We start from the raw sequence: 21628 nt of genomic DNA on the forward strand, positions 1-21628 counted from the left end.
CTCTGTCCGCCGCGGCAGCCGCCCGGCTTGCAGCGCACCAGATCCCGACGCACGGTGGAGAGGTGCCGGGGACCAAGATCTGGGATGCCGAGTCGGAGCTGCGCGGCGCTGGGATGAGGGTGACGCGCCAGCGGATCGCCGTCCTGAGCGCCCTGCGCGAGCGCCCGCACGCGAGCGCCGAGACCCTCATCGCGATGACCCGCGACGCGCTCGGCTCGGTGTCCGTCCAGGCGGTGTACGACGTGCTGGCCGCGTGCACGGAGCGCGGCCTCGTACGGCGGATCCAGCCGGCGGGGTCCCCGGCGCTGTTCGAGACCCGGACAGCCGACAACCACCACCACCTCGTGTGCGAGGTCTGCGGGCGTATCGACGACGTCGACTGCGCGGTCGGGTCCGCGCCGTGCCTCGTACCGAGCGACACGCACGGGTACGACATCGCGGCCGCCGAGGTCGTGTTCTGGGGGACGTGCGCCCCGTGCGGCTCCCGTGAGCCGGCGATCGTCGGTGCCACCAGCGACAGGGGAGTGAACGATGACTGATCCGACCACCACGAACGCGGGGATCCCGGTCGAGAGCGACGAGCTCTCGCTGACGCAGGGAGACCTCGGATCGATCGTGCTGCACGACCACTACCTGATCGAGAAGATGGCGCAGTTCAACCGCGAACGGGTGCCCGAGCGGGTCGTGCACGCGAAGGGTTCGGGCGCGTTCGGTGAGCTCGAGATCACCGGTGACGTGAGTGCCTACACGAAGGCCTCGCTCTTCCAGCCGGGCAAGAAGACCCCGATGGTGGCGCGCTTCTCGACCGTCGCGGGGGAGCAGGGGAGCCCCGACACGTGGCGCGACCCCCGTGGCTTCGCGCTGAAGTTCTACACCGACGAGGGCAACTACGACATGGTCGGCAACAACACGCCGGTCTTCTTCGTCCGCGACCCGATGAAGTTCCAGGACTTCATCCGCTCGCAGAAGCGAATGCCCGACTCCGGCCTGCGCGACCACAACATGCAGTGGGACTTCTGGAGCCTGTCCCCGGAGTCGGCGCACCAGGTGATCTGGCTGATGGGCGACCGGGGCATCCCGAGGTCGTACCGGAACATGGACGGCTTCAGCTCCCACACGTACCAGTGGATCAACGAGGCCGGCGACCGCTTCTGGGTGCGCTACCACTTCAAGACCAAGCAGGGCATCGACTTCCTGACGCAGGAGGACGCCGACCGGCTCGCCGGGAGCGACCCTGACCTGCACCGCAAGGACCTCTTCGACGCGATCGCCGACGGCAACTTCCCGAGCTGGTCGCTCGAGGTGCAGATCGTGCCGTTCGACGAGGCGGAGTCGTACCGGTTCAACATCTTCGACCTCACCAAGACGATCTCGCAGAAGGACTACCCGCGGATCCCGGTCGGGACGATGACGCTCAACGAGAACCCGCAGAACTTCTTCGCACAGATCGAGCAGGCAGCCTTCGAGCCCAGCAACCTCGTCCCCGGCGTGTTCATCAGCCCGGACAAGATGCTGCTCGGCCGCGTGTTCTCGTACGCCGACACGCACCGCTACCGGATCGGCACCAACTACACGCAGCTGCCGGTGAACGCACCGAAGTCGCCGGTGCACACCTACTCCAAGGAGGGGGCGATGCGATACGCGTGGAACGACCCGTCGCTCCCGGTCTACGCGCCCAACTCGTACGGGGGCCCCGCGGCGGACACGCAGCGCCTCACCGACGGCAAGGGCTGGGCCGCGTCCGGCGAGCAGATCCGTGCTCCGTACGACCTGCACCCCGAGGACGACGACTTCGGGCAGCCGGGCACGCTCTACCGCGAGGTGCTCGACGACGCCGCGGCACGCCCGCCTCGCCCACAACATCGCGGGGCACCTCGCGGACGGCGTGACGGACGAGGTGCTGCAGCGGGTATGGGTCTATCTCGGCAACGTCGACGTCGACCTCGCGACCGCGGTCCAGAAGGAGATGGGCACGCTCTAGGGTTGCTGGTCCGGCGTGGTCGGTGCAAGGACGTGTGGTTAGGCTGAGTCCCGCGTCACGTCACCCGTACGAGAGGACCGTTCCCGCATGCCCCACCGTCCCGCTCTGCGCCCGCTCCTCGCCGCCGCTGCGGCCTCGCTGATGCTCGCCGGCTGCGGGTCGACCTTCCCGGGCGACGCGGTGGTGGTGGGTTCGTCGACCCTGTCGATGGACCGCTTCGACACGCTCGCCGACGCCGGATGCACCTATCTGGCGACGGTCGCGACCTCGCAGGGCGGTCAGGCTCCCGCGCAGGGCCAGGTCCGTCAGGTGATCGCGACCCAGCAGCTCCAGCTCGCCGGCGCGCGCAAGGTCGCCGACGACCGCGGCATCGAGGTGCCGCCGTCGCAGTACGCGCTGCAGCCGGCCGACCTCGAGCAGTTGGAGACGATGTTCGGTGGCGACCAGTTCGACGACATCGTCGAGATCCTCGAGCGCGACTTCGAGAGCCAGGCGCTGCGGACCGCGATCGGTGCAGACGACACCGGGACCGCTCCGACCCAGGAGAACGCCGAGCAGCTGATGGGGGCCGGCACCGAGGTCGTCTCCGAGGAGCTCGTACGCGTCGACGCCGCGGTCGATCCGCGCTTCGGGATCTCCAACGACGGGCAGCCCGACCCGGCGCTGCAGCTGTCGGTCTCGCGCGAGCAGCTCGACCAGATCGACCCCACGACGCTCCCGGCCAACCAGCAGTGCCGCGGCGTAGAGTCGAGCGAGTGAGGATCCTCGTCACCAGCCCGCGTGTCGCTCCCGGCCTGCTGACGGCAGCGGGGTGGGACGCGCTCCGTGAAGCCTCGCTCGTCCTCGCCCCTGAGGACGATCCGACTGTCGAGGCCGTGCGCGCAGCAGGCGTCGACGTGCGCGTCGAGCCGCTCGGCCGACTGGACGACGTGTCCGCCGACACCGTCTGGATCGCCCCGACCGGCGATGTGGAGTGGGCCCACGCCCTGGCCGACACGCTTCTGGCCCGCTCCGAGAGCGGCACCGAACCCGTCGGTGAGGTCGAGATCGTCTTCGGGTCGTACGACCTCCCGGGCGCGCGGCTGCTCGACCTCGTGGCGGTGATGGACCAGCTGCGCGTCGAGTGCCCCTGGACGCGCGAGCAGACGCACGCCTCGCTCCAGCAGTACCTGCTCGAGGAGTCGTACGAGGTGCTCGACGCGCTCGACCGCGGCGACACCGACGAGCTGCGCGAGGAGCTCGGCGACCTCCTCATGCAGGTCGTGTTCCACGCGGCGGTCGCCGCACGACCGGTCGACGGCGTGAGCGACGACGGCTGGGACATCGACGACGTCGCCGCCGGGATCGTCGAGAAGCTCGTCCGCCGCAACCCCCACGTCTTCGGCGACGGCGACGCGGCCACGGCCGACGAGGTCGATGCCGCGTGGCAGCGGCTCAAGGCGACCGAGAAGCGGCGGACCTCGGTGCTCGACGGTGTGCCCCCGACGCTGCCCGCGCTGGCGTACGCTGACAAGGTCGTGGGGCGGCTGCAGCGCGCAGGCGAGGTGGCGGCGCCAGCGGGTGACTCGCTCGGAGAGCGCCTGCTCGCCCTGGTGATCGAGGCGCGGGCGGCGGGTCAGGACCCGGAGGCTGCGCTGCGCCGTACGGTCAACGCCCTGGTGCCGTCGGTCGAGTAGGCGAGCGCTGGCGGAGACCGTTTCGAGGCCACGGGCGGGGTGCTCGGCGACGTGTCGAGTCGGTCGCTGAGTGTGTCGAAGTGGCGCCGAGTGGTCTCGTACGTCCGCGCCCTTGGGGGCTCGGACTCCTCGACCAGCGGAAGATCGGGGGCTCGGGTTGCCCGGCCGTCGGCGCGCCACGGCACGGACGAGGACGACCCCGACGGGTGTGCCTCTTAGGATGTGTACGAACCCCACCGTCCTGCACTAGGAGTCCGTAGTGGCAAGCATCGAAGCTGTCGGAGCCCGAGAGATCCTCGACTCGCGCGGCAACCCCACGGTCGAGGTCGAGGTGGCCCTCGACGACGGCACGATCGGTCGGGCCGACGTCCCGTCCGGCGCGTCGACCGGCAAGTTCGAGGCCGTCGAGCTGCGTGACGGCGGCGAGCGGTACGGCGGCAAAGGCGTCCAGAAGGCCGTCGATGCCGTCAACGAGGTGATCCACCCGGAGATCCTGGGCCTCGACGCCGACGAGCAGCGCTACATCGACGCGACGCTGCTGCGCCTGGACGGCACCCCCAACAAGGCGCAGTTCGGTGCCAACGCGATCCTCGGCGTCTCGCTCGCAGTCGCTCGTGCGGCCGCGCAGTCGGCGGGTCTCCCGCTGTTCCAGTACGTCGGCGGAGCCAACGCCCACGTGCTCCCGGTCCCGATGATGAACATCCTCAACGGCGGCGCCCACGCCGACACCGACGTGGACATCCAGGAGTTCATGATCGCGCCGATCGGCGCCTCGAGTTTCGCCGACGCGCTTCGCCAGGGCGTCGAGGTCTATCACGCGCTCAAGTCGGTCCTGAAGTCCGACGGACTCGCGACCGGCCTTGGCGACGAGGGCGGCTTCGCTCCCAACCTCAGCTCCAACCGCGCTGCTCTCGACCTCATCGCGAAGGCCGTCGAGACCACCGGCCTCAAGCTCGGCACCGACATCGCGCTCGCGCTCGACGTCGCCGCGTCGGAGTTCTACGGTGATGGCGCGTACCGCTTCGAGGGTGCGCCGAAGTCGGCCGCCGAGATGACCGCCTACTACGCCGACCTCGTCGCCTCGTACCCGATCGTCTCGATCGAGGACCCGCTCGACGAGGACGACTGGGACGGCTGGAAGGCCATCACGAGCGAGCTCGGCGACAAGGTCCAGCTCGTCGGCGACGACCTGTTCGTCACCAACTCCGAGCGCCTCCAGCGCGGCATCGACGAGCACGCGGGCAACGCGCTGCTCGTCAAGGTCAACCAGATCGGCACGCTCACCGAGACGCTCGAGGCCGTCGACCTCGCGCACCGCAACGGCTACCGCTGCATGATGAGCCACCGCTCAGGCGAGACCGAGGACACCACGATCGCCGACCTCGCCGTCGCGACCAACTGCGGCCAGATCAAGACCGGTGCCCCGGCGCGGTCCGAGCGGGTCGCGAAGTACAACCAACTGCTCCGCATCGAGGAGCTGCTCGACGACGCCGGCACCTACGCCGGACGCGCGGCGTTCCCCCGGCTGAAGGCCTGACGCGTGCCGTCCCCGTCGCGCCGCGACCCGAGGAGGAGCCCCGCCGGCCGGCCGGGTGCGCCTCGTCGTGGTCGTGGCGCGACACCGGCCGCCGAGGCCGTCACCACGTACGGACGCCCGCGCCTGACCCGCCGCATGGCGGTGCTGCTGCTGGTGCTTCTGGTGCTCGCCATCTCGTACGCGTCGAGCCTGAAGGCCTTCCTCCAGCAGCGCGACGCCCTCGCGACGGCGCGTGCGCAGATCGCCGAGTCCACGCAGGCGCTCGACGATCTTGAGAAGCAGAAGGCTCGCTTCGACGATCCCGAGTACGTCGAGCAGCAGGCGCGCTCGCGCTTCGGCTGGCTGATGCCGGGCGAGGTCGGGTTCACCGTGCTTGGCCCTGACGGCAAGCCCGTCGGCAAGGGCCCCGAGCTGCCCGACGCGTCCCCGACCAGCGCTGCGCAAACCGAGTGGTACTCCACGCTGTGGACGTCGGTGGAGCGCGCCGGCGGAGTGCCCGACCCCACGACCCCTGCGACGTCGCCCGACGTCGTCGTGACGCCGAAGAAGCAGGACGAAGGACAGTGACCGACCCGATTCCCCCGACCCAGGCCGACCTCGACGCGATCCGCGAGCAGCTCGGCCGTACGCCGCGGGGCGTGGTCGAGATCGCGAGCCGCTGCCCGTCCGGGCACCCCAACGTCGTCAAGACCGAGCCCCGCCTGCCGGACGGTACGCCGTTCCCGACGCTGTACTACGTCACGTGCGCGCGGATCAACGGCATGCTCGGCACGCTCGAGGCATCCGGGCTGATGCGCGAGATGAGTGAACGGCTCGCCGAGGATCCCGAGCTCGCGGCCGCATATCAGCGCGCGCACGAGTCGTACCTCGCCGAGCGGCGGGAGATCGCCGACGTGCCCGAGATCGACGGGGTGTCGGCCGGCGGTATGCCGACCCGCGTGAAGTGCCTGCACGTGCTTGCCGGCCACGCGCTGGCGAAGGGGCCGGGCGTCAATCCGCTCGGCGACGAGACGATCCGCGTGCTCGGCGACTGGTGGACAGGGACCACCTGCGACGGTCCCGGCGCCCCGCCGGCGCAGCTCCAGAGCGACACGCCGTGACGCGAGTCGCCGCGATCGACTGCGGCACGAACTCGATCCGGCTGCTCGTCACAGACCTCGACGCCGACGCCGGTACGGCTGATGACCAGGTCCGACGGATGGAGATCGTGCGGCTCGGCTACGGCGTCGACCGTACGGGCAGGCTCGACGACCGCGCGTTGGAGCGGACGTTCGCGGCCTGCGAGGACTACGCGCGGGTGATCGCCGAGCTCGGCGCGGAGCGGGTCCGGTTCGTCGCGACGTCGGCGACCCGCGACGCCGACAACGCCGACGTGTTTGCGGACGGAGTGCGCGAGCGCCTCGGAGTCGGCCCCGACGTCGTCACCGGCTCGGAGGAGGCCGCGCTGTCGTTCGCGGGGGCGGCGCGCGACCTGCCCGGTGTCGCGCAGCCCATCCTCGTCGTCGACCTGGGTGGAGGCTCGACGGAGCTGATCCTGGGCGAGGACGGTGTCGCGGGGGCCGAGCAGTCGCTCGACATCGGCTCCGTACGGATGACCGAGCGCCACCTGCGCAGCGACCCGCCGACCGCGGCGGAGATCGTGGAGTGCGCAGCGGACGTCGACGCGGTCCTTGACGCGAGCACGGTGGACGTCGCGCAGGCCCGTACGGTCGTGGGTGTCGCGGGCACGATCACGACGGTGGCCGCGCACGTGCTCGGCCTCGAGGAGTACGACTCCACCCGCATCCACCACGCGCAGCTGCCCGTCGCGGACGTCCTCGCCTCGTGCGACGCGATCCTCGCTGCGTCGGTCGAGGAGCGCCGGTCGTGGTCGTTCATGCATCCTGGGCGCGCGGATGTGATCGGTGGGGGAGCGGTGATCCTGTCGCGCCTCCTCGCTCGTACGACACCCGACGCGCTCGTCGTCTCCGAGCACGACATCCTCGACGGCATCGCCTGGTCGCTGGTCTGAGCGCGGCTCAGGCGCCGATCGCAGTGACGGACCGGGCGCCCCAGACCTTCTGGAGGATGCCGTCGAGCACGTGCGCACGGTCGAACTGCAGCGCCCACGCGCGTGCGGCCTCCGCGCGCCGGACCCCGTCGCCGTGGCGCGGCGATTCGCCATGTCGTGGACCAGCCGGAACAAATAGTTCCCCTTCCCGCCCTCGTAGAAGGTCGAGTCCAGCAGCAGCCCGGTCGTGGGGTCGAACGTGTTGCGCCACCCCGCGCAGCAGGTAGTCCTCCCCGTACGTAGCGCAAACGCTCGTTCCGCGGGGTGTCCGCGGCGGCGTTTCGCCACGGTGACGGTTGCCTGACGGGCACCCACGCCCTCGTCCGCCGGCTCGCCGAGGTCACGGGCACGAGCCAGACCAGCGCCGTCGAAGATGCGGTACGACGGCGGCTGGCCGAGCTGGAGGCCGAAGGCGCGTCGGTGGTGCAGGCGGCCGACCACCAGCGCGTCGAGCGACTGCTCGTCGAGTTCCGACGCGACCTCACCGACGAGGACCGACGCACGATGAGCCTCGCTGACGACGCTGTGTACGACGAGCACGGGCTCCCGCGGTGATCGTCGATACGTCGGCGCTCGTCGCGATCCTGCTGGGCGAGCCGGAGGCCGAGGCCCTGACCGCAGCACTCCTTGCGGACCCCGAGCCGAGGATCTCGACCGCGACGCTCGTCGAGCTGTACGCGGTGGTCGACAGCCGGTCGGCCCCGCAGCAGCGCCGTCGTGTCGACCGGCTGCTCGAGGCCTTCGGGGTCGTCCCCGTCGCGTTCACCGCCGCGCATGCGGCGATCGCGCGCGACGCATACCGCGACTTCGGGTGCGGGAGCGGCCACCCCGCACAGCTCAACCTCGGTGACTGCTTCGCCTATGCACTCGCTTCGGCGGAGCGCGAGCCGCTGCTGTCCGTCGGCGACGACTTCCTCCACACCGACATTCCGTCGGCGCTCGCACTCTGAGCGGCCCGCTCCGCCTGCGCCCTACGAGGTGTGGCGCTCCACCCCCACGTGCGTCCGCGACACGCTCGGCGCGTCGACCTCGTCGAGCAGAGCGCGCGCGAAGTCCTCGTACGTGATGCGGCTGTCCGCGTCGGCCGGCGCCACCGCGTACCCGCCGGTCGACGTCCCGCCGTGGTCGAAGTCCCCGGAGGGCGACAGCGACACCCAGTCCAGCCCGTCGCCGGCCTCCGCGAACGCGTCGGTCGCGGCGGCGTGCGCAAGGAAGAAGTCGCGGTGCTCGTTCGGATAGCCGCCGGTGTCCATCAGCGGTGTGCCGTCCGCCGTCGGCAGCAGCGACGCGAGCCCCACCCACACCAGCCGCGTCACCCCGGCGTGCGCGAGCCCGGTGGTCAAGGCGTGCGCGGTGGCGACGAAGAACCCCCGCGGGTCCGTCGAGGACGTGTCGTACACCGCCGCGACCACCGCGTCGTGCCCCGCCGCAAGCGTGCCGAGCGTGTCCGCGTCTGTGACGTCGCCCGCGACGAGCGTGACGCCCGGCCCGGCGAGGTCCCCGTACCGTCCGGGATCTCGGACCACCGCCGTCACCTCGTGCCCGCGCCGTACGGCCTCTGCGGTCGCAGCGCGACCTGCCCGCCCTCCGGCCCCGACGACCATGATCTTGCCCATCCCCATACCTCCTGCGTGGTGTCACCGGCGCCCTGCCGGAGCCCGGACGCTAGCGAGAGGGCTGGTTTCCGTTCGGAAACCGTCGTGCCTCGTGACTAGGGTGGTCAGGTGCTCGCGCCTCTCGATCCCGACATGTTCGATCCCGCGTGCCCGTCCTCGCTGTCGCCGGTCCGGGTGGGCGACAAGTGGGGTGCGCTGATCGTGCGCTGCCTCGCCGAGGGGCCGCGCCGTTTCGGTGAGCTGAGGGTCCCGCTGCGGGGCATCACCGCCAAGGTGCTGACGTCGTCGCTGCGGACGCTGGAGCGCGAAGGCTACGTCCTCCGTACGGAGGTGGCCGGCCGTGAGCGCCGTGTCGACTACGCGCTCACCGACCTCGGACGCAGCCTCCTGACACCGCTCGACGCGGTGTGCTCGTGGGCCGACGAGCATTGGGACGAGATCCTCGACGCCGCCGACGCGGCGCTCACGCGCGACCGGGCGGTGTCGCTCTGACGTCCACCGACTTCACCTCACCGGTCACCCCGGGGACGGGGTGGCCCGACGATCGGGCGACGCCCACGACGCCGGTCGCGCACGACGCCGAGCAGGTACGCGAGCTGGCGGCGTCCGCGGCTCCGCTGCACGAGCTCGACGCCCGCGTCTCTGTCTGCCGGGCGTGCCCGCGGCTGGTCGAGTGGCGCGAGGAGGTCGCCGTCACGAAGCGGCGCGCGTTCGCCGACGAGCCATACTGGGGCCGCCCGATCCCCGGCTGGGGCGACCCTGACCCACGGGTGCTGATCGTCGGCCTCGCGCCGGCCGCGCACGGCGGCAACCGTACGGGGCGGATCTTCACCGGCGACCGCTCGGGCGACTGGCTCTTCGCGTCCCTCCACCGGGTCGGGCTCGCCGCGCAGGCGACCAGCGTCCACGCCGGCGACGGCCAGCGGCTGATCGGTGGCCGCATGGTCGCTGCCGTCCGCTGCGCACCGCCCGCGAACAAACCCACCACGGAGGAGCGCGACACGTGTGCACCCTGGCTGGAGGAGGAGCTGCGTCTCGTCCTCCCGTCGGTCCGCGCGATCGTCGCGCTCGGGTTGTACGGATGGGATGCGACGCTGCGGACCTTCGCGGCGCTCGGGGCGAAGGTGCCGAGGCCACGGCCGAAGTTCGGGCATGGTGTCGACGCCACACTCCCGAAACCTTCGGGCGGTACGGTCCACCTCCTGGGCTGTTTCCACCCCAGCCAGCAGAACACGTTCACAGGACGGCTCACCGAGCCCATGCTCGACACCGTCATGGCACGCGCAAAGGAGGTCAGCGATGCCTGAGGAGACCACCACCCAGACCCACGCGGGAGTGGCGGGCCGCTTGGTCGACCTGCTCGTCCAGGTCTACGGAGAGGCGCCGCCCGTCACGCTCACCGCCTGGGACGGGTCCCGGGTCGAGCCGGAGGTCGGAGACCGGGCGATCGAGGCCCACATCGAGTCCCGCCGTACGGTCAGACGCCTGGTGTGGTCTCCGGGGCAGACCGGCATCGCGCGCGCCTACATCGCCGGCGAGCTCACCGTCGAGGGCGACCTCGAGACGGCGGTACGGCTGATGCGCGACTACGTGGAGCACGCGTCGGCCAAGCGTGCGCTCGAGGCCGCCGACCGGCGCGAGGTGCTGCGGCTGACCGTGCAGCTCGGGGCGGTCGGGCCTGCGCCGCGTGGGCCGAACGAGCCGGTCGACGCGGTCACGGGCTATCTGGACGTCCCTGCGCAGCTGCGCGACGAGCTGCCCCCGGAGTTGGCCGACGCGGTCCTCGGCGACACGCAGCGCGGCGGCGACGCCCGTACGGAGGTCGTCTACACCGACCCCGAGCCACTGAGCGCCACGATCGCTCGGTGGGAGGGCGACGGTCTCGTCGTCGACGCCGTACGCGAGGTGGTTGCCGAGGAGCGTGAGCGTCTCGCACGCATCGGCGGGCGTCTCGTCGCGCACTGGGACGCCGTGGTCGAGGCCGTCGGAGCGCAGCACGCGCGGATGTGGCGGCTCTCGCTGGTCCTCGTCCGGGACAACCTTGAGAGGCGGACGATCCGCGCGTACGAGATCGCCGGCACCTCCGCCCCCTGAGCCCCCGGGTCGGTTCTGCCCGCTCCCGGGTCGGTTTCTAGCGCCCCCGGGTCACTGCACGCGCGCCCACCCGGTACGGGACAATGGCGCCACGCTCCTGTAGCCCAACCGGCAGAGGCAGACGGCTTAAACCCGTCTCAGTGCGGGTTCGAATCCCGCCGGGAGCACGGCGCCGCGTCGTTCAGCGGGCGATCTCCTGCGCGAAGTAGTACGCCCGCTCGCCGGTCTCCTCGACGATTCCGGAGAATCCGTGGCGCTCGTAGAACCGCTGGGCGTCGAGGTCGGCCTCGTCGACGTTGATCTCGATCAGGTCGATGCCGTGGTCGCGCGCGTACGCGAGGAGCAGGTCGACCACGGCCGAGCCGATCCCGCGCCCTCGCAGATGGGGCACCACGTACAGCTCGTCGAGCACCGCCACGCTGCCGTCGACCCAGACGTTCGGCCGCAACGTCACCAGCGCGACTGCGTCGAGCGGCGAGCCGGCGGCGATCGCGATCACCGCCGGGTCGCCGAGCAGCGTACGCAGGCGCGGTGCGAGCACGTCGACGCCCGGGGACGGCCAGCCGTACTCGGTGTTGAAGTCGTCAAGGAGGCCCGCGATCTGTGTGGCGTCGTCGGTGGTCGCGAGACGTGGGACGGAGGGGTCGGTCGCCATGCGTCACCGTACGACGCGCAGACGTCAGCGGGGGGCGAAGACACCGTCCGGGTCATGCGCCTGACGCACCGCGGTGAGCCTCTCCCGCGTCGCCTGCGGCCAGGTGCGCGCCGCCTGGCCGGGGTCGCGCGGGTCCGACATCCAGTTGGGTGTCAGGTGCTCTGAACGCCACGGGGCGAGCGCGTCCTCGAGCTGCGCGAACACGCCCGGCAGGACCTCGGGGAACAGCGTCGGGTCGGGAGCACCGAGCATCGACAGCGTGTAGTCGAAGTCGCGGTAGCCGACCGCCGTCGTGTCGTCCTTCTCGTCGCGCATCGCGCCGCCGAGGTGCCGCACCTCGAGTCCCATGATCGGCAGCTCCGCGCCGGGTCCGACGAGGGCGAGCACCGCGTCGGCGAGGTCGGCGTCGACGTGGGTCAAGGTCGTCCCGCGTACGAATCCGGGGCCGGGCTCAGTCGGGTCGTTGGTGATCCGCGCGACGTCGGCGAGCGCCAGCGGCCCGAGGTCGTCGAGGTAGACGGTGCCCAGCTCGCGCAGCGGCTTGGTGAGCTGCTCGCCCTCGTCGGCCGTTCCCGGGTACGCGACGTGAAGCGCGAGCAGGTGTCGACCGCGCATCGGGTCCGGGATGAAGTCCAGGTCGGGGAAGCGGATGATCATGCCGCTCGTCGTGACGTCGGCCGGCGCCGTCTTCGTCCACTCCAACCAGCGCGTGTACGGATCCGTGCTCTCGGCCAGGTCGAAGAACAGGGTCCCAGCGTACAAACCCGGCATCGGGACCAGCGAGACAGTGATCTCGGTGACCACACCGAGGCCGGTCTTGCCGCCGCGCAGCGCCCACAGGAGCTCGGCGTCACCCGCGTCGGAGGCGTCGACGACCTCGCCCGCGCCGGTGACGACGCGTGCGGACACGAGGCGGTCGGAGGCGAAGCCGTGGCTGCGCGCGAGCGGGCTGAGCCCGCCGCCGAGGAGGAACCCGACGACTCCGACGTTGGTCGAGGAGCCGGTGACCGGAGCGAGGCCGTGCTCGGCAGCGGCGGTCACGACCGGCGCCCACCGGGTGCCACCGCCGATCGTGGCCGTACGGGCCTGCGGGTCGACGGTCACGGAGCTCAGTGCGCCGAGGTCGAGCAGGATCCCCGTGTCGTACGAGGCGTGGGCGCCGTGGCCCGTCGTGTGCAGGTGTACGGGGACGCCGGCCGCCCGGGCGAACCGGACGGTCTCGACGACGTCGTTCTCGTTCGTGGCACGGACGACGACGTCGGGGCTGTGCTGGATCGTGAGGTTGAATGCCGTCGCGCCTGCGGTGTAGTCGTCCTCGCCCCGGGCGCGGAGCGACCCGTCCAGCTGATCCTGGAGTGCGGCGTAGTCGGTCATCGGTGACTCCTTCATCGTTCTCGATGGTCTCTCTGTGATGACGACGCAGCGCGCTGGAATGTGAGGTCGTCCGAGAAATGACGCGTGTCAGTGCTTCGAGGCAGGATCGAAGGCATGACTCTCGCCCAGCACGAGACGCTCGCGGATCTCGAGCCCGCCGGGGCCCGTGGCGTGCTTCTCGACGTGACCTACCGGATGCTCGGCTCCTTCGCGGAGGCCGAGGACGCCGTGCAGGAGACGTACGCCCGCTGGTACGCCCTCAGCCCTGCTGAGCGCGGCGCGATCGCACGCCCGACCGGCTGGCTCGTCCGTGTCGCGAGCCGCGTCTGCCTCGATGTGCTCGGGTCGGCCCGCGCGCGCCGCGAGAAGTACGTCGGCGAGTGGCTCCCGGAGCCGGTGCCGAGCCCGGCGCGCTGGTCGAGCCAGGCGTCCGGCTCGACCGACCCCGCCGAGCGTGTCACGTCGGACGAGACGGTCGGCATGGCGTTCCTCATCGTCCTCGAGACCATGACTCCGGCCGAGCGTGTGGCGTTCGTCCTCAAGGACGTCTTCGCGTTCCCGTTCGACGAGATCGCCGCCGCCCTCGGTCGCAGCCCGGCCGCCTGCCGACAGCTGGCGTCGTCCGCGCGCCGGCGGGTCCGCGACGCCGAGGGCGCGGAGGCGTCGCTAGCGGCCGCCGGGGCCGCCTCCGCCGAGGCCGAGGTGGTGGCGGCGTTCCGGCGCGCCTGGGAGACGGGCGACCTGGACGGACTCCTCGGCGTCCTCGATCCCGAGGCGACCGTGATCGCCGACGGCGGGGGCAAGGTCGCCGCGGCGCTCGAGCCGATCGACGGTGCGGCGGCGGTCGCTCGCTTCTTTGCCGACGTCCTCGTCAAGGCGCCGAGCCTGGTCTTCACCGAGGACGAGGTCAACGGTCGGCCCGGGGTGCTCGTCTGGGATGGCGACATGCTGGTGACGGTCATGGCCGTCGACGTCCGTGACGGCCGGGTCGTGCACGCGTGGGCGGTGCGCAACCCTGACAAGCTCCGCCTGTGGCGCTGAGCCCGCGCGTCAGCAGACGTGTCAGCGCCGCGCGCGGCCGGCGAGCGTGATCGCAAGGTTGCCGAGCGCCTTGATCGCCTCGTCCGCGTCCTCCTCGGGATAGCCGCGTGTGCACACCGCCATCACGATCGCGTCGGGGCCTGGCGCGCCCAGGTACGCCACGTCGTGCCGGATCGCGTCGACGGACCCGCCCTTGCTTCCCCATGGCAGGTCCGACGGCGCGTGGGCCGCGACGAGCGGATCGGTCTGGCGGGCCAGGAGGTCGGTCATGTACGTGGTCGCCCACGGTCCGGCGAGCTTCCCGGCGACGAGTGTGCCCATCAGCGTCGCCAGGTCCGCAGCGGTCACGACGTTGCTCTTCCCGTACGTCTCGGCGGCCGCCTGGTCGCCGAACTGCCGGAACATCCGGCTGTCGTGGGCGCCCGCGTCGGACAGGACCTGCGCGATGGCGTCGAGGCCGACGCACTCGACGATGATGTTCGTGGCCTCGTTCGAGGAGACGACGATCATCCGCTCGAGCGCGTCGCGGAGCGGCATCGGCGCGCCAGCCGGAGGCATGCCGTGGTCGACGTCGTCGGGGACCAGCCGGTAGTCGGGAGCCTCCGGAACCTGACTCTCGAAGGTGTCTCGGCTGACGAGCGTGTCGTCGAGCGTGAGCGTCCCGGCCTCGACCATCCGCAGCGCCGCGACGAGGGGAGCGACCTTGATCGTGCTGGCCGCGTAGAACGGGGTCGAGGCCCCCCGCGCCGCGAGCACCTCGCCCGCAGCGGTGGCCACCTGGTACGCGATGACGGGGACGCCGTCGCTGTACGTGCCGCGCGCCGACATCAGCCCTCCGTCCCGTCGGGCTCGTCGCCGTTCGCCGGCTCGGCCGCTGCCTCGTCCGCGTCCGCACGCGCGGCCGACTCGTGGACGACGCGGGCGAACGCGGCGATCAGTGCCCGCGACTGCTCTTCGTTGCGCGACGCGTCGGCCTCGGCTCCCGCGATGAGCGCCGCGCGGTCGTACCCGTCTGCCTGCAGCGCGGCCTCGTCCCACGACCGCAGCCGCTCGGCGCCGACCTCCGGGTGGAACTGCACGCCCCACGCCGACATGCCCACCCTGAACGCCTCGACCCTGCACTCGTCGCTGGTCGCGAGGAGGTCCGCGCCCGGCGGCAGCGCGGTGACGCTGTCCTCGTGGTTCTGGATCATGCGCAGCTCACCGTACGCCGCAAGCTCGGCGAACACGGCGTCGTCGGCGGCCGCCGGGAGCAGCGTCACGCCGCACGAGCCGCGCTCGGTCTCACCCGACTTCTCGGTCACCTCGCCGCCGGCGCAGATCGCGAGGAGCTGCGCGCCGAGGCAGATCCCGAGCAGCGGCACCTCGGCCTGGAGCGCCTGGACGACCAGCCGCCGCTCCTGGGCGAGCCACGGCGAGCGCTCGTCGTCGTCGGGCATGAACCCGCCACCGAGCAGGACGATCCCGTCGACACCGGTGAGCGTCGGCGCGAGATCCTCGCCGGCGATGCGGTTCGGCGAGACGCCCTCGGCTTCGAGCCAGTCGGGGAGACGCCCGCCTCCGCTCGTGGGGGAGTTCTGGACGACGAGGACCTCGGGACGTCGCGTGGTCACGGTGTCACCGGCGGGCAGTGTCGAGAGCGAAGTGGCAAGCGGCGAGATGATCGGGGGACTCCTGGGGTGCGAGCTTGGGGCTGTCGTGACGGCACACGGAGGGGATGTGTGCACCGTCGGCACGGACCTCGTCCGAGGCGGGGTCCGCGAGTGTGGGGGCGAGCCAGCAGCGGGTGTGGAAGTGGCAGCCGGACGGAGGGTCACTGGGCGAGGGCATGTCACCTTCGAGCACGATCTCGCGGCGGTCGCGCAGCGTCGGGTCAGGCACGGGCACGGCCGACATGAGCGCACGCGTGTACGGGTGGCCCGTGTGCTCGTACACCTCGGCGTCGCGCCCGGTCTCGACCATCCGCCCGAGATACATCACGGCGACCTCGTCGGCGATGTGGCGGACCACCGACAGGTCGTGCGCGATGAACAGGTACGACAGACCGAGGTCGTCCTGGAGCTCCTCCAGGAGGTTGATGACCTGCCCCTGGATCGACACGTCGAGCGCCGAGACCGGCTCGTCGCAGATGAGGATGCGCGGCCGTACGGCGAGCGCGCGGGCGATGCCGATGCGCTGTCGCTGGCCGCCGGAGAACTGGTGCGGATAGCGGTGCACGTGGTCGGGGTTGAGCCCGACCCGGTCGAGGAGCTCGCGGACCGCCTTGTCGCGACCGCCGTCCGGGGTCGCCTCCGGGTGGATCGCGAACGCCTCGCCGACGATCTCGCCGACCGACATCCGCGGGTTCAGCGACGTGTACGGGTCCTGGAACACCATCTGGATGGTGCCGCGCAGCCGCCGGCGGGCGGCACGCCCGAGGTCGGACACGTCGACGCCGTCGACGAGGATCTGGCCACGGGTCGGCTTCTCGACCCCGACGAGCAGCTTGGCGAGAGTCGACTTGCCCGAGCCGGACTCGCCGACCAGGCCGAGGGTCTTGCCCCGGTGCAGCGTCAACGACACGCCGTCGACGGCCTTCACCGTACCGACCTCGCGCTTGAGGACGATGCCACGGCGCACCGGGTACGACTTCGCGAGATCACGCACCTCGAGGACCACGTCCGTGTCCGTCATCGCTCACCTCCTTGCTGCATGACGCGCTCCGCGAAGTGGCACGCGCTCGTCCGGTCGTAGCGCAGCGCGTGCTGCGGGGGCGGCGGGTCGCTCCGGCAGACGTCCTCGGCGTACCCGCATCGCGGGTGGAACGCGCACCCGGCAGGAACCGCGGTCGGGTCCGGCGGGCGTCCCGGGATGACCTCCAGCCCCCCACCCTTCTGGTCGAGCCGGGGGATGGAGCGCAGCAGCGCCCGCGTGTACGGGTGCGCGGCGGAAGAGAACACGTCGAAGACGGAGGCCTGCTCGACCGCGCGGCCCGCGTACATCACGGTGACGTCGTCGGCGACGTTCGCGACCACGCCCATGTCGTGGGTGATGAGGACCAGGCCCATGTCGCGCTCAGCCTGGATCTCGCTCAGCAGCGTCATGATCTGGGCCTGCACGGTCACGTCGAGCGCCGTCGTGGGCTCGTCGGCGATCAGGACCTCGGGATCCATCGCGAGCGCGGAGGCGATCATCACCCGCTGGCGCATGCCGCCGGAGAACTGGTGCGGGTAGTCCTTGATCCGTTGCTTGGCATTCGGGACCTTGACCATGTCCAGCAGCTCGATTGCACGCTTGTCGGCATCGCGGCGCGACAGCTTCTGGCGTGCGCGCAGCGCCTCCGTCAGTTGCCACCCGACGGTGTGGACCGGGTTGAGCGCGGCGAGCGCGTCCTGGAAAACCATCGCGACGTGCGCCCCGCAGAAGGCCCGGTGCTGCTTGGGGCCGAGTGCCAGCAGGTTTTCGCCCTTGAAGCGGATGGAACCGCGGACGATCCGTGCGGGAGGTATCTGCAGCAGGCCCATCACCGCGAGCGAGCTCACGCTCTTGCCGCTGCCGGACTCGCCTACGATCGCGAGCGTCCTCCCGGCGCTGACGGAGTACGAGAGTCCGTCGACCGCGCGTACGACACCGTCCGGCGTCGCGAACTCGATGGCGAGGTCCTCGACCTCGAGGAGGGGAGTGGTCTGTTCGGTCACGACTGGGTCACCTCAGCTTCGGATCGAGGGCGTCGCGGAGGTTGTCGCCGATCACCACGAAGGCGAGCACCGTGGCCAGCAGGCATCCGAGCGGGAAGAGGAGCAGGTACTGCGAGCCACCCGTGAACCACTCCGAGCCCTCCGTGATCATGATCCCCCAGCTCACGGCGGGCGGGCGTACGCCGATGCCGAGGAACGCCAGCACGGCTTCTGTCCCGACCACCGCCGCGATGGCGGTCGGGACGAGCGCGGTCACCGTGCCGATCGCGTTGGGGAGGATGTGGCGGAACATGATGCGCAGGTCGGAGGCGCCGAGCACCCGCGCGGCCGTGACGTAGTCGAGGTTCTTCGTCTCGAGGACGCTCGCCCGTACGTACCGGGTGTAGCCCATCCAGCCGAACATCGTGAGCACGATCGCCGGTTGGATGATGGTGGCGAGCAGCCCGTCGCCGAGATCGACCGTACGGAACAGCGACAGGAGCAGCAGCGCGGCCAGCAGCAGCGGGACGACGAGGAACACCTCGACCGTCCGCGAGATCACGGCGTCGACGATGCCGAGGTAGTAGCCCGACAGGGTGCCGAGCACGATGCCGATGAGCACCGAAACCCCCACGACGATGAAGGCGAGCAGCAGCGACGGGCGGGAGCCGTAGACGAGCTCCGCGAGCACGTCGCAGCCGTGCACGTTCGTGCCGAAGGGGTGGTCCCCGCCGAACCACTGCGGCGGGATGCGCGAGTCGGCGATGTCGCAGCGCTGCGGGTCCTTGTCGGTGAACAGCCACGGAAAGACAGCCACGACCAGGAAGAACAGTGCGACCGCCGTGGCCGCGATGACCGTGGGGCGGCGGCGCAGCGTACGGAAGGCGTCCGACCAGAAGGAGCGGTTGGGTGCGCCGCCCTCGGTCTCCTCCGCGATCAGCGCGGAGACGCTGGGGTCAGTCATAGCGGATCCTCGGGTCGAGTGCGGCATAGACGACGTCGACGACGATCATCACGACGACGGTCACCACCGCGAGGAGCGTGACGATGCCGATCACGACCGACACGTCACTGTCCTGGACGGCCTTCCAGAGCACGCCGCCCATCCCGTAGATGTTCATCATCCCCTCGGTGATCACCGCACCGGCGAGCGCCTCGGTGAAGATGATGCCGACCGCGGTGGCGACCGGGATCGAGGAGTTGCGGACCACGTGGTGGACCGCGACGTGCCGCTCGGACAACCCCTTGGAGCGGGCCGCGCGCACGTGGTCGGCGTTGTAGCTCTCCAGCTGCGCTGCGCGGACCAGCCGGATGAACGCCGCCGAGCCCGCGAGCCCGAGCAGGATGCCAGGGACGATCAGCGTCGCCCACGGGTGGTCGAGGGAGAACGACGGCTTGAACAGCAGCGCAGGGAGGCTGTCGCTGCCGAACGTCTCCTTGGCCCATTTGCTCAGCGGGACGGAGAAGACGTACTTGTAGATCAGCAGCAGCACGAAGATCGGCAGCGCGTCGATGAGGACGGATAGCCCGCGGATGCCCTGGTCCGACGGCTTGCCGCGGCGACGCGCCGCGATCGAGCCGAGGGTCATGCCGATCAGCGCCCACGTCACGGCCACCACCGCGAACAGGCGCAGGGTGTTGGGGGCGGCGGCGCTGACGATGTCGGTGACCTCGCGGCCGCGAAGGCTCTCGCCGAAGTCGCCGGACGCGTACGCCCCCAGGCGGTCGACGAACGGCCCGAGGCAGGGGTTGCCGAGCTGGTCGTAGCAGGAGTCGTCGAGGCCGTAGCGCTTCTCGACCGCGGCCAGCTGCGACGGGCTCGGCGGGCGGTCACCGAAGAACGCCTGCGCTGGGTTGCCGTTCAGCTGGATGGCGAGCGTCGTGAGCAGGTGCAGCAGCAGGATCACGAGGAACAGGGTGAGGACACCCTGCAGCACACGACGCGTGATGTATCGACCCAACCCGCGTTCATCTCCCTCCGTCTCGAGGCCGTACGACCGGTGCGGCCGTACGGCGACATGGTGCGGCCGGCGGCCGACGCCCCACGGGCGCCGGCCACCGGACCGACGTCAGCTCACCTTGAGCAGACGCAGCTTGATCTCCCCGCTGAACGGGTCGAGCACCACGTCGTCGAGACGGTCGCTGTAGAACATCACGTTCTGGGCGAACATGACCGGAACGCCGGCCAGGTCGGTCGCGATGACCTTCTCGGCCTCCTGGTACTTCGAGACAGCCGCCTCGAGGTCCGGCGCCGCGTCACCCTCCTTGATGAGCTTCTCGAACTCGGCGTTGTAGTAGCCGAAGTTCTCGTTGCCCTTCTTGGCGTCTCCGCTGGCGTAGACGGGCGCGAGGTAGTTCTCGTTGAGCGGGTAGTCCGGGAACCAGTTGCTGCGCATGATGCCGTCGAAGTCGCGAGCCGAGCGGCGGTCGAAGAAGTCCGGCGTCGGGTCCAGCACGTACGGGATGCCGAGGTTGAGCTGGATCGAGTCGCCGACGGCCTTGAAGATCGCCTCCTGCGTCTCGTCCTCGCCGAGGTGGATCGTGAGCTTCTTGCCCTTGGGCCAGCCGCCGGCCTTCGCCAGCGCCGCCTTGGCCGCGGCCGGGTCGAACGTGCAGAACTCGCAGGTCCCGGCGACGCCACCCGGGACACCGTCGGGGATGACCCAGCTGTCGGCGGCGACGTACTGGCCGGGGACGACCTTGTCGACGATGGTCTTGCGGTCGATCGCCAGCGAGATCGCCTTGCGGAACTCGACGTCGTCGAAGGGCTTGCCGAGATACATCGGGAAGCCGAGGTACGACAGTGCCGCGCCCGGGCCCTCGATCATCCGTGAGGAGAGGTCGGGGTCGCTCGTCGCACGCTCCCACTCCGCCGGCGGGACGTCGCCCGTGGCGTCGACGTCGCCGGCCTCGAAGTCGGCCCAGTCGGAGTCGCCGGAGTACTCGGTCCACTCGATGCGGTCGAAGTCGGGCGTCTCTTCACCCTTGTAGTCGCTCCACTTCGCGGCGGTGAGGCGCTGGCCCTGCTCCCACTCCTCGACCTCGAACGGACCGTTGCCGATCGGCTTGACGGCGCACGCATCGACGTCGTCGATGCACTCCTGCGCCACCGGGAAGAAGCCGGTGTAGCCGAGCATCGTGGAGAAGCCGGCGAACGGGCCGTTAAGGGTGATCTCGAGGGTCTGAGGATCGACGACCTTGACGCCGGTGAGCTCCTTGGCAGTCGGCTCCGTCGTGACGGTGACGTTGCCCTCGTCGTCCTCCTCGTACTCGCCCTGCATCTCGTCGTAGCCGGTGAAGCGCTCGAAGAAGTAGTTGTTGCCCATCGCGTTCGGCCCGTACGCGGCGTAGTTCCATGCGCGGGCGAACGCTGCGGCGTCGACGGGCTCGCCGTTCTGGAACTCGAAGCCGTCCTTGATCTTGATCGTCCACACCGTGTTGTCGGTGGTGCTGACGTCCTCCGCGACGTAGTTGTAGGGCTTCGTCGTCTTGGGGTCGTAGCGGACGAGCCCGTCGTAGACGACGTCGAGCACGCTGATGTTGTCGTTGACGTTGGAGTCCATCGGCAGGAGCGTGTCGACATCCTGCTCGATGCTCAGCCGGACGGTAGTCTCACCGTCGCCTTCGTCGTCCCCGCCTCCGCAGCCCGTCAGCACCAGAGCCGCGGCGGTCAGACCCGCGGCCAGTTGAGCAATCTTCACTATCTGTCTCCCAACGTGATCGCCCCCTGGTCGGCGCGCGGAGGCTGTGTTGATCGTGCCGTACAGGTGCCGCCGTACGGAACGCCTGTAACCGACCTGTAATCACCCTGTCCAACAAAGTTACGCTCCGGATACCGGAGGAGCCGGCGATGACTCGCACGGTGGGAAGACGTACGGCGGGAAGAAAGTGAACGTAAAACCATCCGACTCGCCGAGGCTGGCGGTGGGGGCGGGGTGCTCCGGTAGG

At 70.6% G+C, this 21628-nt stretch carries 23 protein-coding genes, 1 tRNA gene and 1 pseudogene; 15 read left to right on the forward strand and 10 right to left on the reverse strand.

Going from position 1 to position 21628, the window contains the following annotated elements:
- Positions 1 to 62: 62 nt before the first annotated feature.
- The 10 genes and pseudogenes from HCT63_RS05190 to HCT63_RS05230 all read left to right on the forward strand — a co-directional run bounded on the left by HCT63_RS05190 (position 63) and on the right by HCT63_RS05230 (position 8194).
- Positions 63 to 539 carry a Fur family transcriptional regulator gene (locus tag HCT63_RS05190; RefSeq protein WP_347877917.1) on the forward strand — a complete coding sequence of 159 codons (477 nt, stop codon included), beginning with the start codon at positions 63 to 65 and terminating at the stop codon, positions 537 to 539.
- A pseudogene (locus HCT63_RS05195) lies at positions 532 to 1981 on the forward strand (catalase). Before HCT63_RS05190 ends, HCT63_RS05195 begins: the two are co-directional and overlap by 8 nt.
- Positions 1982 to 2068: 87 nt before the next feature.
- Entirely contained in the window at positions 2069 to 2740 is a 672-nt protein-coding gene (locus HCT63_RS20385) for a hypothetical protein (protein WP_243842888.1), read from the forward strand.
- Positions 2737 to 3657, forward strand: a complete 921-nt coding sequence (locus tag HCT63_RS20390) for a MazG family protein (protein ID WP_243842889.1) — start codon at positions 2737 to 2739, stop codon at positions 3655 to 3657. The genes HCT63_RS20385 and HCT63_RS20390 overlap by 4 nt, the downstream gene beginning before the upstream one ends.
- Positions 3658 to 3916: 259 nt before the next feature.
- Positions 3917 to 5194, forward strand: coding sequence for a phosphopyruvate hydratase (gene eno, locus HCT63_RS05205; protein WP_167001721.1), 1278 nt, complete (start codon positions 3917 to 3919; stop codon positions 5192 to 5194).
- Between the two features lie 3 nt (positions 5195 to 5197).
- The gene (locus tag HCT63_RS05210; RefSeq protein ID WP_167001723.1) at positions 5198 to 5761 is read left to right on the forward strand and encodes a septum formation initiator family protein; all 564 of its coding nucleotides are present in this window, start codon (positions 5198 to 5200) and stop codon (positions 5759 to 5761) included.
- Positions 5758 to 6294, forward strand: a complete 537-nt coding sequence (locus HCT63_RS05215) for a DUF501 domain-containing protein (protein ID WP_167001724.1) — start codon at positions 5758 to 5760, stop codon at positions 6292 to 6294. Before HCT63_RS05210 ends, HCT63_RS05215 begins: the two co-directional genes overlap by 4 nt.
- Positions 6291 to 7205, forward strand: a complete 915-nt coding sequence (locus HCT63_RS05220; RefSeq protein WP_167001726.1) for a Ppx/GppA phosphatase family protein — start codon at positions 6291 to 6293, stop codon at positions 7203 to 7205. Before HCT63_RS05215 ends, HCT63_RS05220 begins: the two co-directional genes overlap by 4 nt.
- Before the next feature lie 303 nt (positions 7206 to 7508).
- Positions 7509 to 7799, forward strand: a complete 291-nt coding sequence (locus HCT63_RS05225; protein ID WP_167001728.1) for a type II toxin-antitoxin system VapB family antitoxin — start codon at positions 7509 to 7511, stop codon at positions 7797 to 7799.
- Complete coding sequence (locus HCT63_RS05230) at positions 7796 to 8194, forward strand: type II toxin-antitoxin system VapC family toxin (protein WP_167001730.1); 399 nt, start codon at positions 7796 to 7798, stop codon at positions 8192 to 8194. The genes HCT63_RS05225 and HCT63_RS05230 overlap by 4 nt, the downstream gene beginning before the upstream one ends.
- 21 nt (positions 8195 to 8215) lie before the next feature.
- Here the strand turns inward: HCT63_RS05230 and HCT63_RS05235 are convergent, their stop codons facing one another.
- Positions 8216 to 8860, reverse strand: a complete 645-nt coding sequence (locus tag HCT63_RS05235; protein WP_167001731.1) for an NAD(P)H-binding protein — start codon at positions 8858 to 8860, stop codon at positions 8216 to 8218.
- Positions 8861 to 8968: 108 nt separating this feature from the next.
- Here HCT63_RS05235 and HCT63_RS05240 point away from each other — a divergent pair, with 108 nt between their 5' ends.
- From HCT63_RS05240 to HCT63_RS05255, 4 genes are all read left to right on the forward strand, one after another.
- On the forward strand, positions 8969 to 9352 hold the full coding sequence (locus tag HCT63_RS05240) for a helix-turn-helix domain-containing protein (RefSeq protein WP_243842890.1): 384 nt from the start codon (positions 8969 to 8971) through the stop codon (positions 9350 to 9352).
- Complete coding sequence (locus tag HCT63_RS05245; RefSeq protein WP_167002384.1) at positions 9349 to 10167, forward strand: uracil-DNA glycosylase; 819 nt, start codon at positions 9349 to 9351, stop codon at positions 10165 to 10167. The genes HCT63_RS05240 and HCT63_RS05245 overlap by 4 nt, the downstream gene beginning before the upstream one ends.
- Positions 10160 to 10954, forward strand: coding sequence for a hypothetical protein (locus tag HCT63_RS05250; protein ID WP_167001733.1), 795 nt, complete (start codon positions 10160 to 10162; stop codon positions 10952 to 10954). The genes HCT63_RS05245 and HCT63_RS05250 overlap by 8 nt, the downstream gene beginning before the upstream one ends.
- A gap of 93 nt (positions 10955 to 11047) precedes the next feature.
- Positions 11048 to 11121: transfer RNA gene (locus HCT63_RS05255), tRNA-Leu, on the forward strand.
- 14 nt (positions 11122 to 11135) lie between these two features.
- On the opposite strand, the gene HCT63_RS05260 is transcribed toward HCT63_RS05255, so the two are convergent.
- Together HCT63_RS05260 and HCT63_RS05265 are read right to left on the reverse strand one after the other, a co-directional pair.
- On the reverse strand, positions 11136 to 11609 hold the full coding sequence (locus tag HCT63_RS05260; RefSeq protein ID WP_167001735.1) for a GNAT family N-acetyltransferase: 474 nt from the start codon (positions 11607 to 11609) through the stop codon (positions 11136 to 11138).
- A 24-nt stretch (positions 11610 to 11633) separates the two neighbouring features.
- Positions 11634 to 12983 (reverse strand): FAD-binding oxidoreductase, encoded by a 1350-nt coding sequence (locus tag HCT63_RS05265; protein WP_167001737.1) that lies wholly within the window; start codon positions 12981 to 12983, stop codon positions 11634 to 11636.
- 114 nt (positions 12984 to 13097) lie between these two features.
- On the opposite strand from HCT63_RS05265, the gene sigJ reads away from it, so the two are divergent.
- Positions 13098 to 14024 carry an RNA polymerase sigma factor SigJ gene (sigJ, locus tag HCT63_RS05270; protein WP_167001739.1) on the forward strand — a complete coding sequence of 309 codons (927 nt, stop codon included), beginning with the start codon at positions 13098 to 13100 and terminating at the stop codon, positions 14022 to 14024.
- Between the two features lie 21 nt (positions 14025 to 14045).
- On the opposite strand, the gene HCT63_RS05275 is transcribed toward sigJ, so the two are convergent.
- The 7 genes from HCT63_RS05275 to HCT63_RS05305 all read right to left on the reverse strand — a co-directional run bounded on the left by HCT63_RS05275 (position 14046) and on the right by HCT63_RS05305 (position 21381).
- Positions 14046 to 14852 carry a serine hydrolase gene (locus HCT63_RS05275; protein WP_167001741.1) on the reverse strand — a complete coding sequence of 269 codons (807 nt, stop codon included), beginning with the start codon at positions 14850 to 14852 and terminating at the stop codon, positions 14046 to 14048.
- Positions 14852 to 15637, reverse strand: coding sequence for a type 1 glutamine amidotransferase (locus HCT63_RS05280; protein WP_167001743.1), 786 nt, complete (start codon positions 15635 to 15637; stop codon positions 14852 to 14854). Before HCT63_RS05280 ends, HCT63_RS05275 begins: the two co-directional genes overlap by 1 nt.
- Positions 15638 to 15641: 4 nt before the next feature.
- Positions 15642 to 16697, reverse strand: a complete 1056-nt coding sequence (locus HCT63_RS05285; protein WP_167001744.1) for an oligopeptide/dipeptide ABC transporter ATP-binding protein — start codon at positions 16695 to 16697, stop codon at positions 15642 to 15644.
- A complete protein-coding gene (locus HCT63_RS05290; RefSeq protein WP_167001746.1) occupies positions 16694 to 17701 on the reverse strand; it encodes an ABC transporter ATP-binding protein in 1008 nt (335 codons plus the stop codon). Before HCT63_RS05290 ends, HCT63_RS05285 begins: the two co-directional genes overlap by 4 nt.
- A 7-nt stretch (positions 17702 to 17708) precedes the next feature.
- Complete coding sequence (locus tag HCT63_RS05295; protein WP_167001748.1) at positions 17709 to 18644, reverse strand: ABC transporter permease; 936 nt, start codon at positions 18642 to 18644, stop codon at positions 17709 to 17711.
- A complete protein-coding gene (locus HCT63_RS05300; protein ID WP_167001750.1) occupies positions 18637 to 19641 on the reverse strand; it encodes an ABC transporter permease in 1005 nt (334 codons plus the stop codon). The genes HCT63_RS05295 and HCT63_RS05300 overlap by 8 nt, the downstream gene beginning before the upstream one ends.
- Positions 19642 to 19749: 108 nt before the next feature.
- Positions 19750 to 21381, reverse strand: a complete 1632-nt coding sequence (locus HCT63_RS05305) for an ABC transporter substrate-binding protein (protein WP_167001752.1) — start codon at positions 21379 to 21381, stop codon at positions 19750 to 19752.
- Between the last annotated feature and the right edge of the window lie 247 nt (positions 21382 to 21628).

Origin of the sequence: Mumia sp. ZJ430 (assembly GCF_011751845.1) — a bacterium.
In the GTDB taxonomy this organism is placed as follows: Bacteria; Actinomycetota; Actinomycetes; order Propionibacteriales; family Nocardioidaceae; genus Mumia.

What these genes read in the sequence shown, in the direction of transcription:
- HCT63_RS05295 (WP_167001748.1), bottom strand. Translation starts at nt 18,644, where the DNA reads ATGACTGACCCCAGCGTCTCCGCGCTGATCGCGGAGGAGACCGAGGGC.
- HCT63_RS05285 (WP_167001744.1), bottom strand. Translation starts at nt 16,697, where the DNA reads ATGACGGACACGGACGTGGTCCTCGAGGTGCGTGATCTCGCGAAGTCG.
- HCT63_RS05265 (WP_167001737.1), bottom strand. Translation starts at nt 12,983, where the DNA reads ATGACCGACTACGCCGCACTCCAGGATCAGCTGGACGGGTCGCTCCGC.
- HCT63_RS05250 (WP_167001733.1), top strand. Translation starts at nt 10,160, where the DNA reads ATGCCTGAGGAGACCACCACCCAGACCCACGCGGGAGTGGCGGGCCGC.
- HCT63_RS05260 (WP_167001735.1), bottom strand. Translation starts at nt 11,609, where the DNA reads ATGGCGACCGACCCCTCCGTCCCACGTCTCGCGACCACCGACGACGCC.
- HCT63_RS20385 (WP_243842888.1), top strand. Translation starts at nt 2,069, where the DNA reads ATGCCCCACCGTCCCGCTCTGCGCCCGCTCCTCGCCGCCGCTGCGGCC.
- sigJ (WP_167001739.1), top strand. Translation starts at nt 13,098, where the DNA reads ATGACTCTCGCCCAGCACGAGACGCTCGCGGATCTCGAGCCCGCCGGG.
- HCT63_RS05275 (WP_167001741.1), bottom strand. Translation starts at nt 14,852, where the DNA reads ATGTCGGCGCGCGGCACGTACAGCGACGGCGTCCCCGTCATCGCGTAC.
- HCT63_RS05235 (WP_167001731.1), bottom strand. Translation starts at nt 8,860, where the DNA reads ATGGGCAAGATCATGGTCGTCGGGGCCGGAGGGCGGGCAGGTCGCGCT.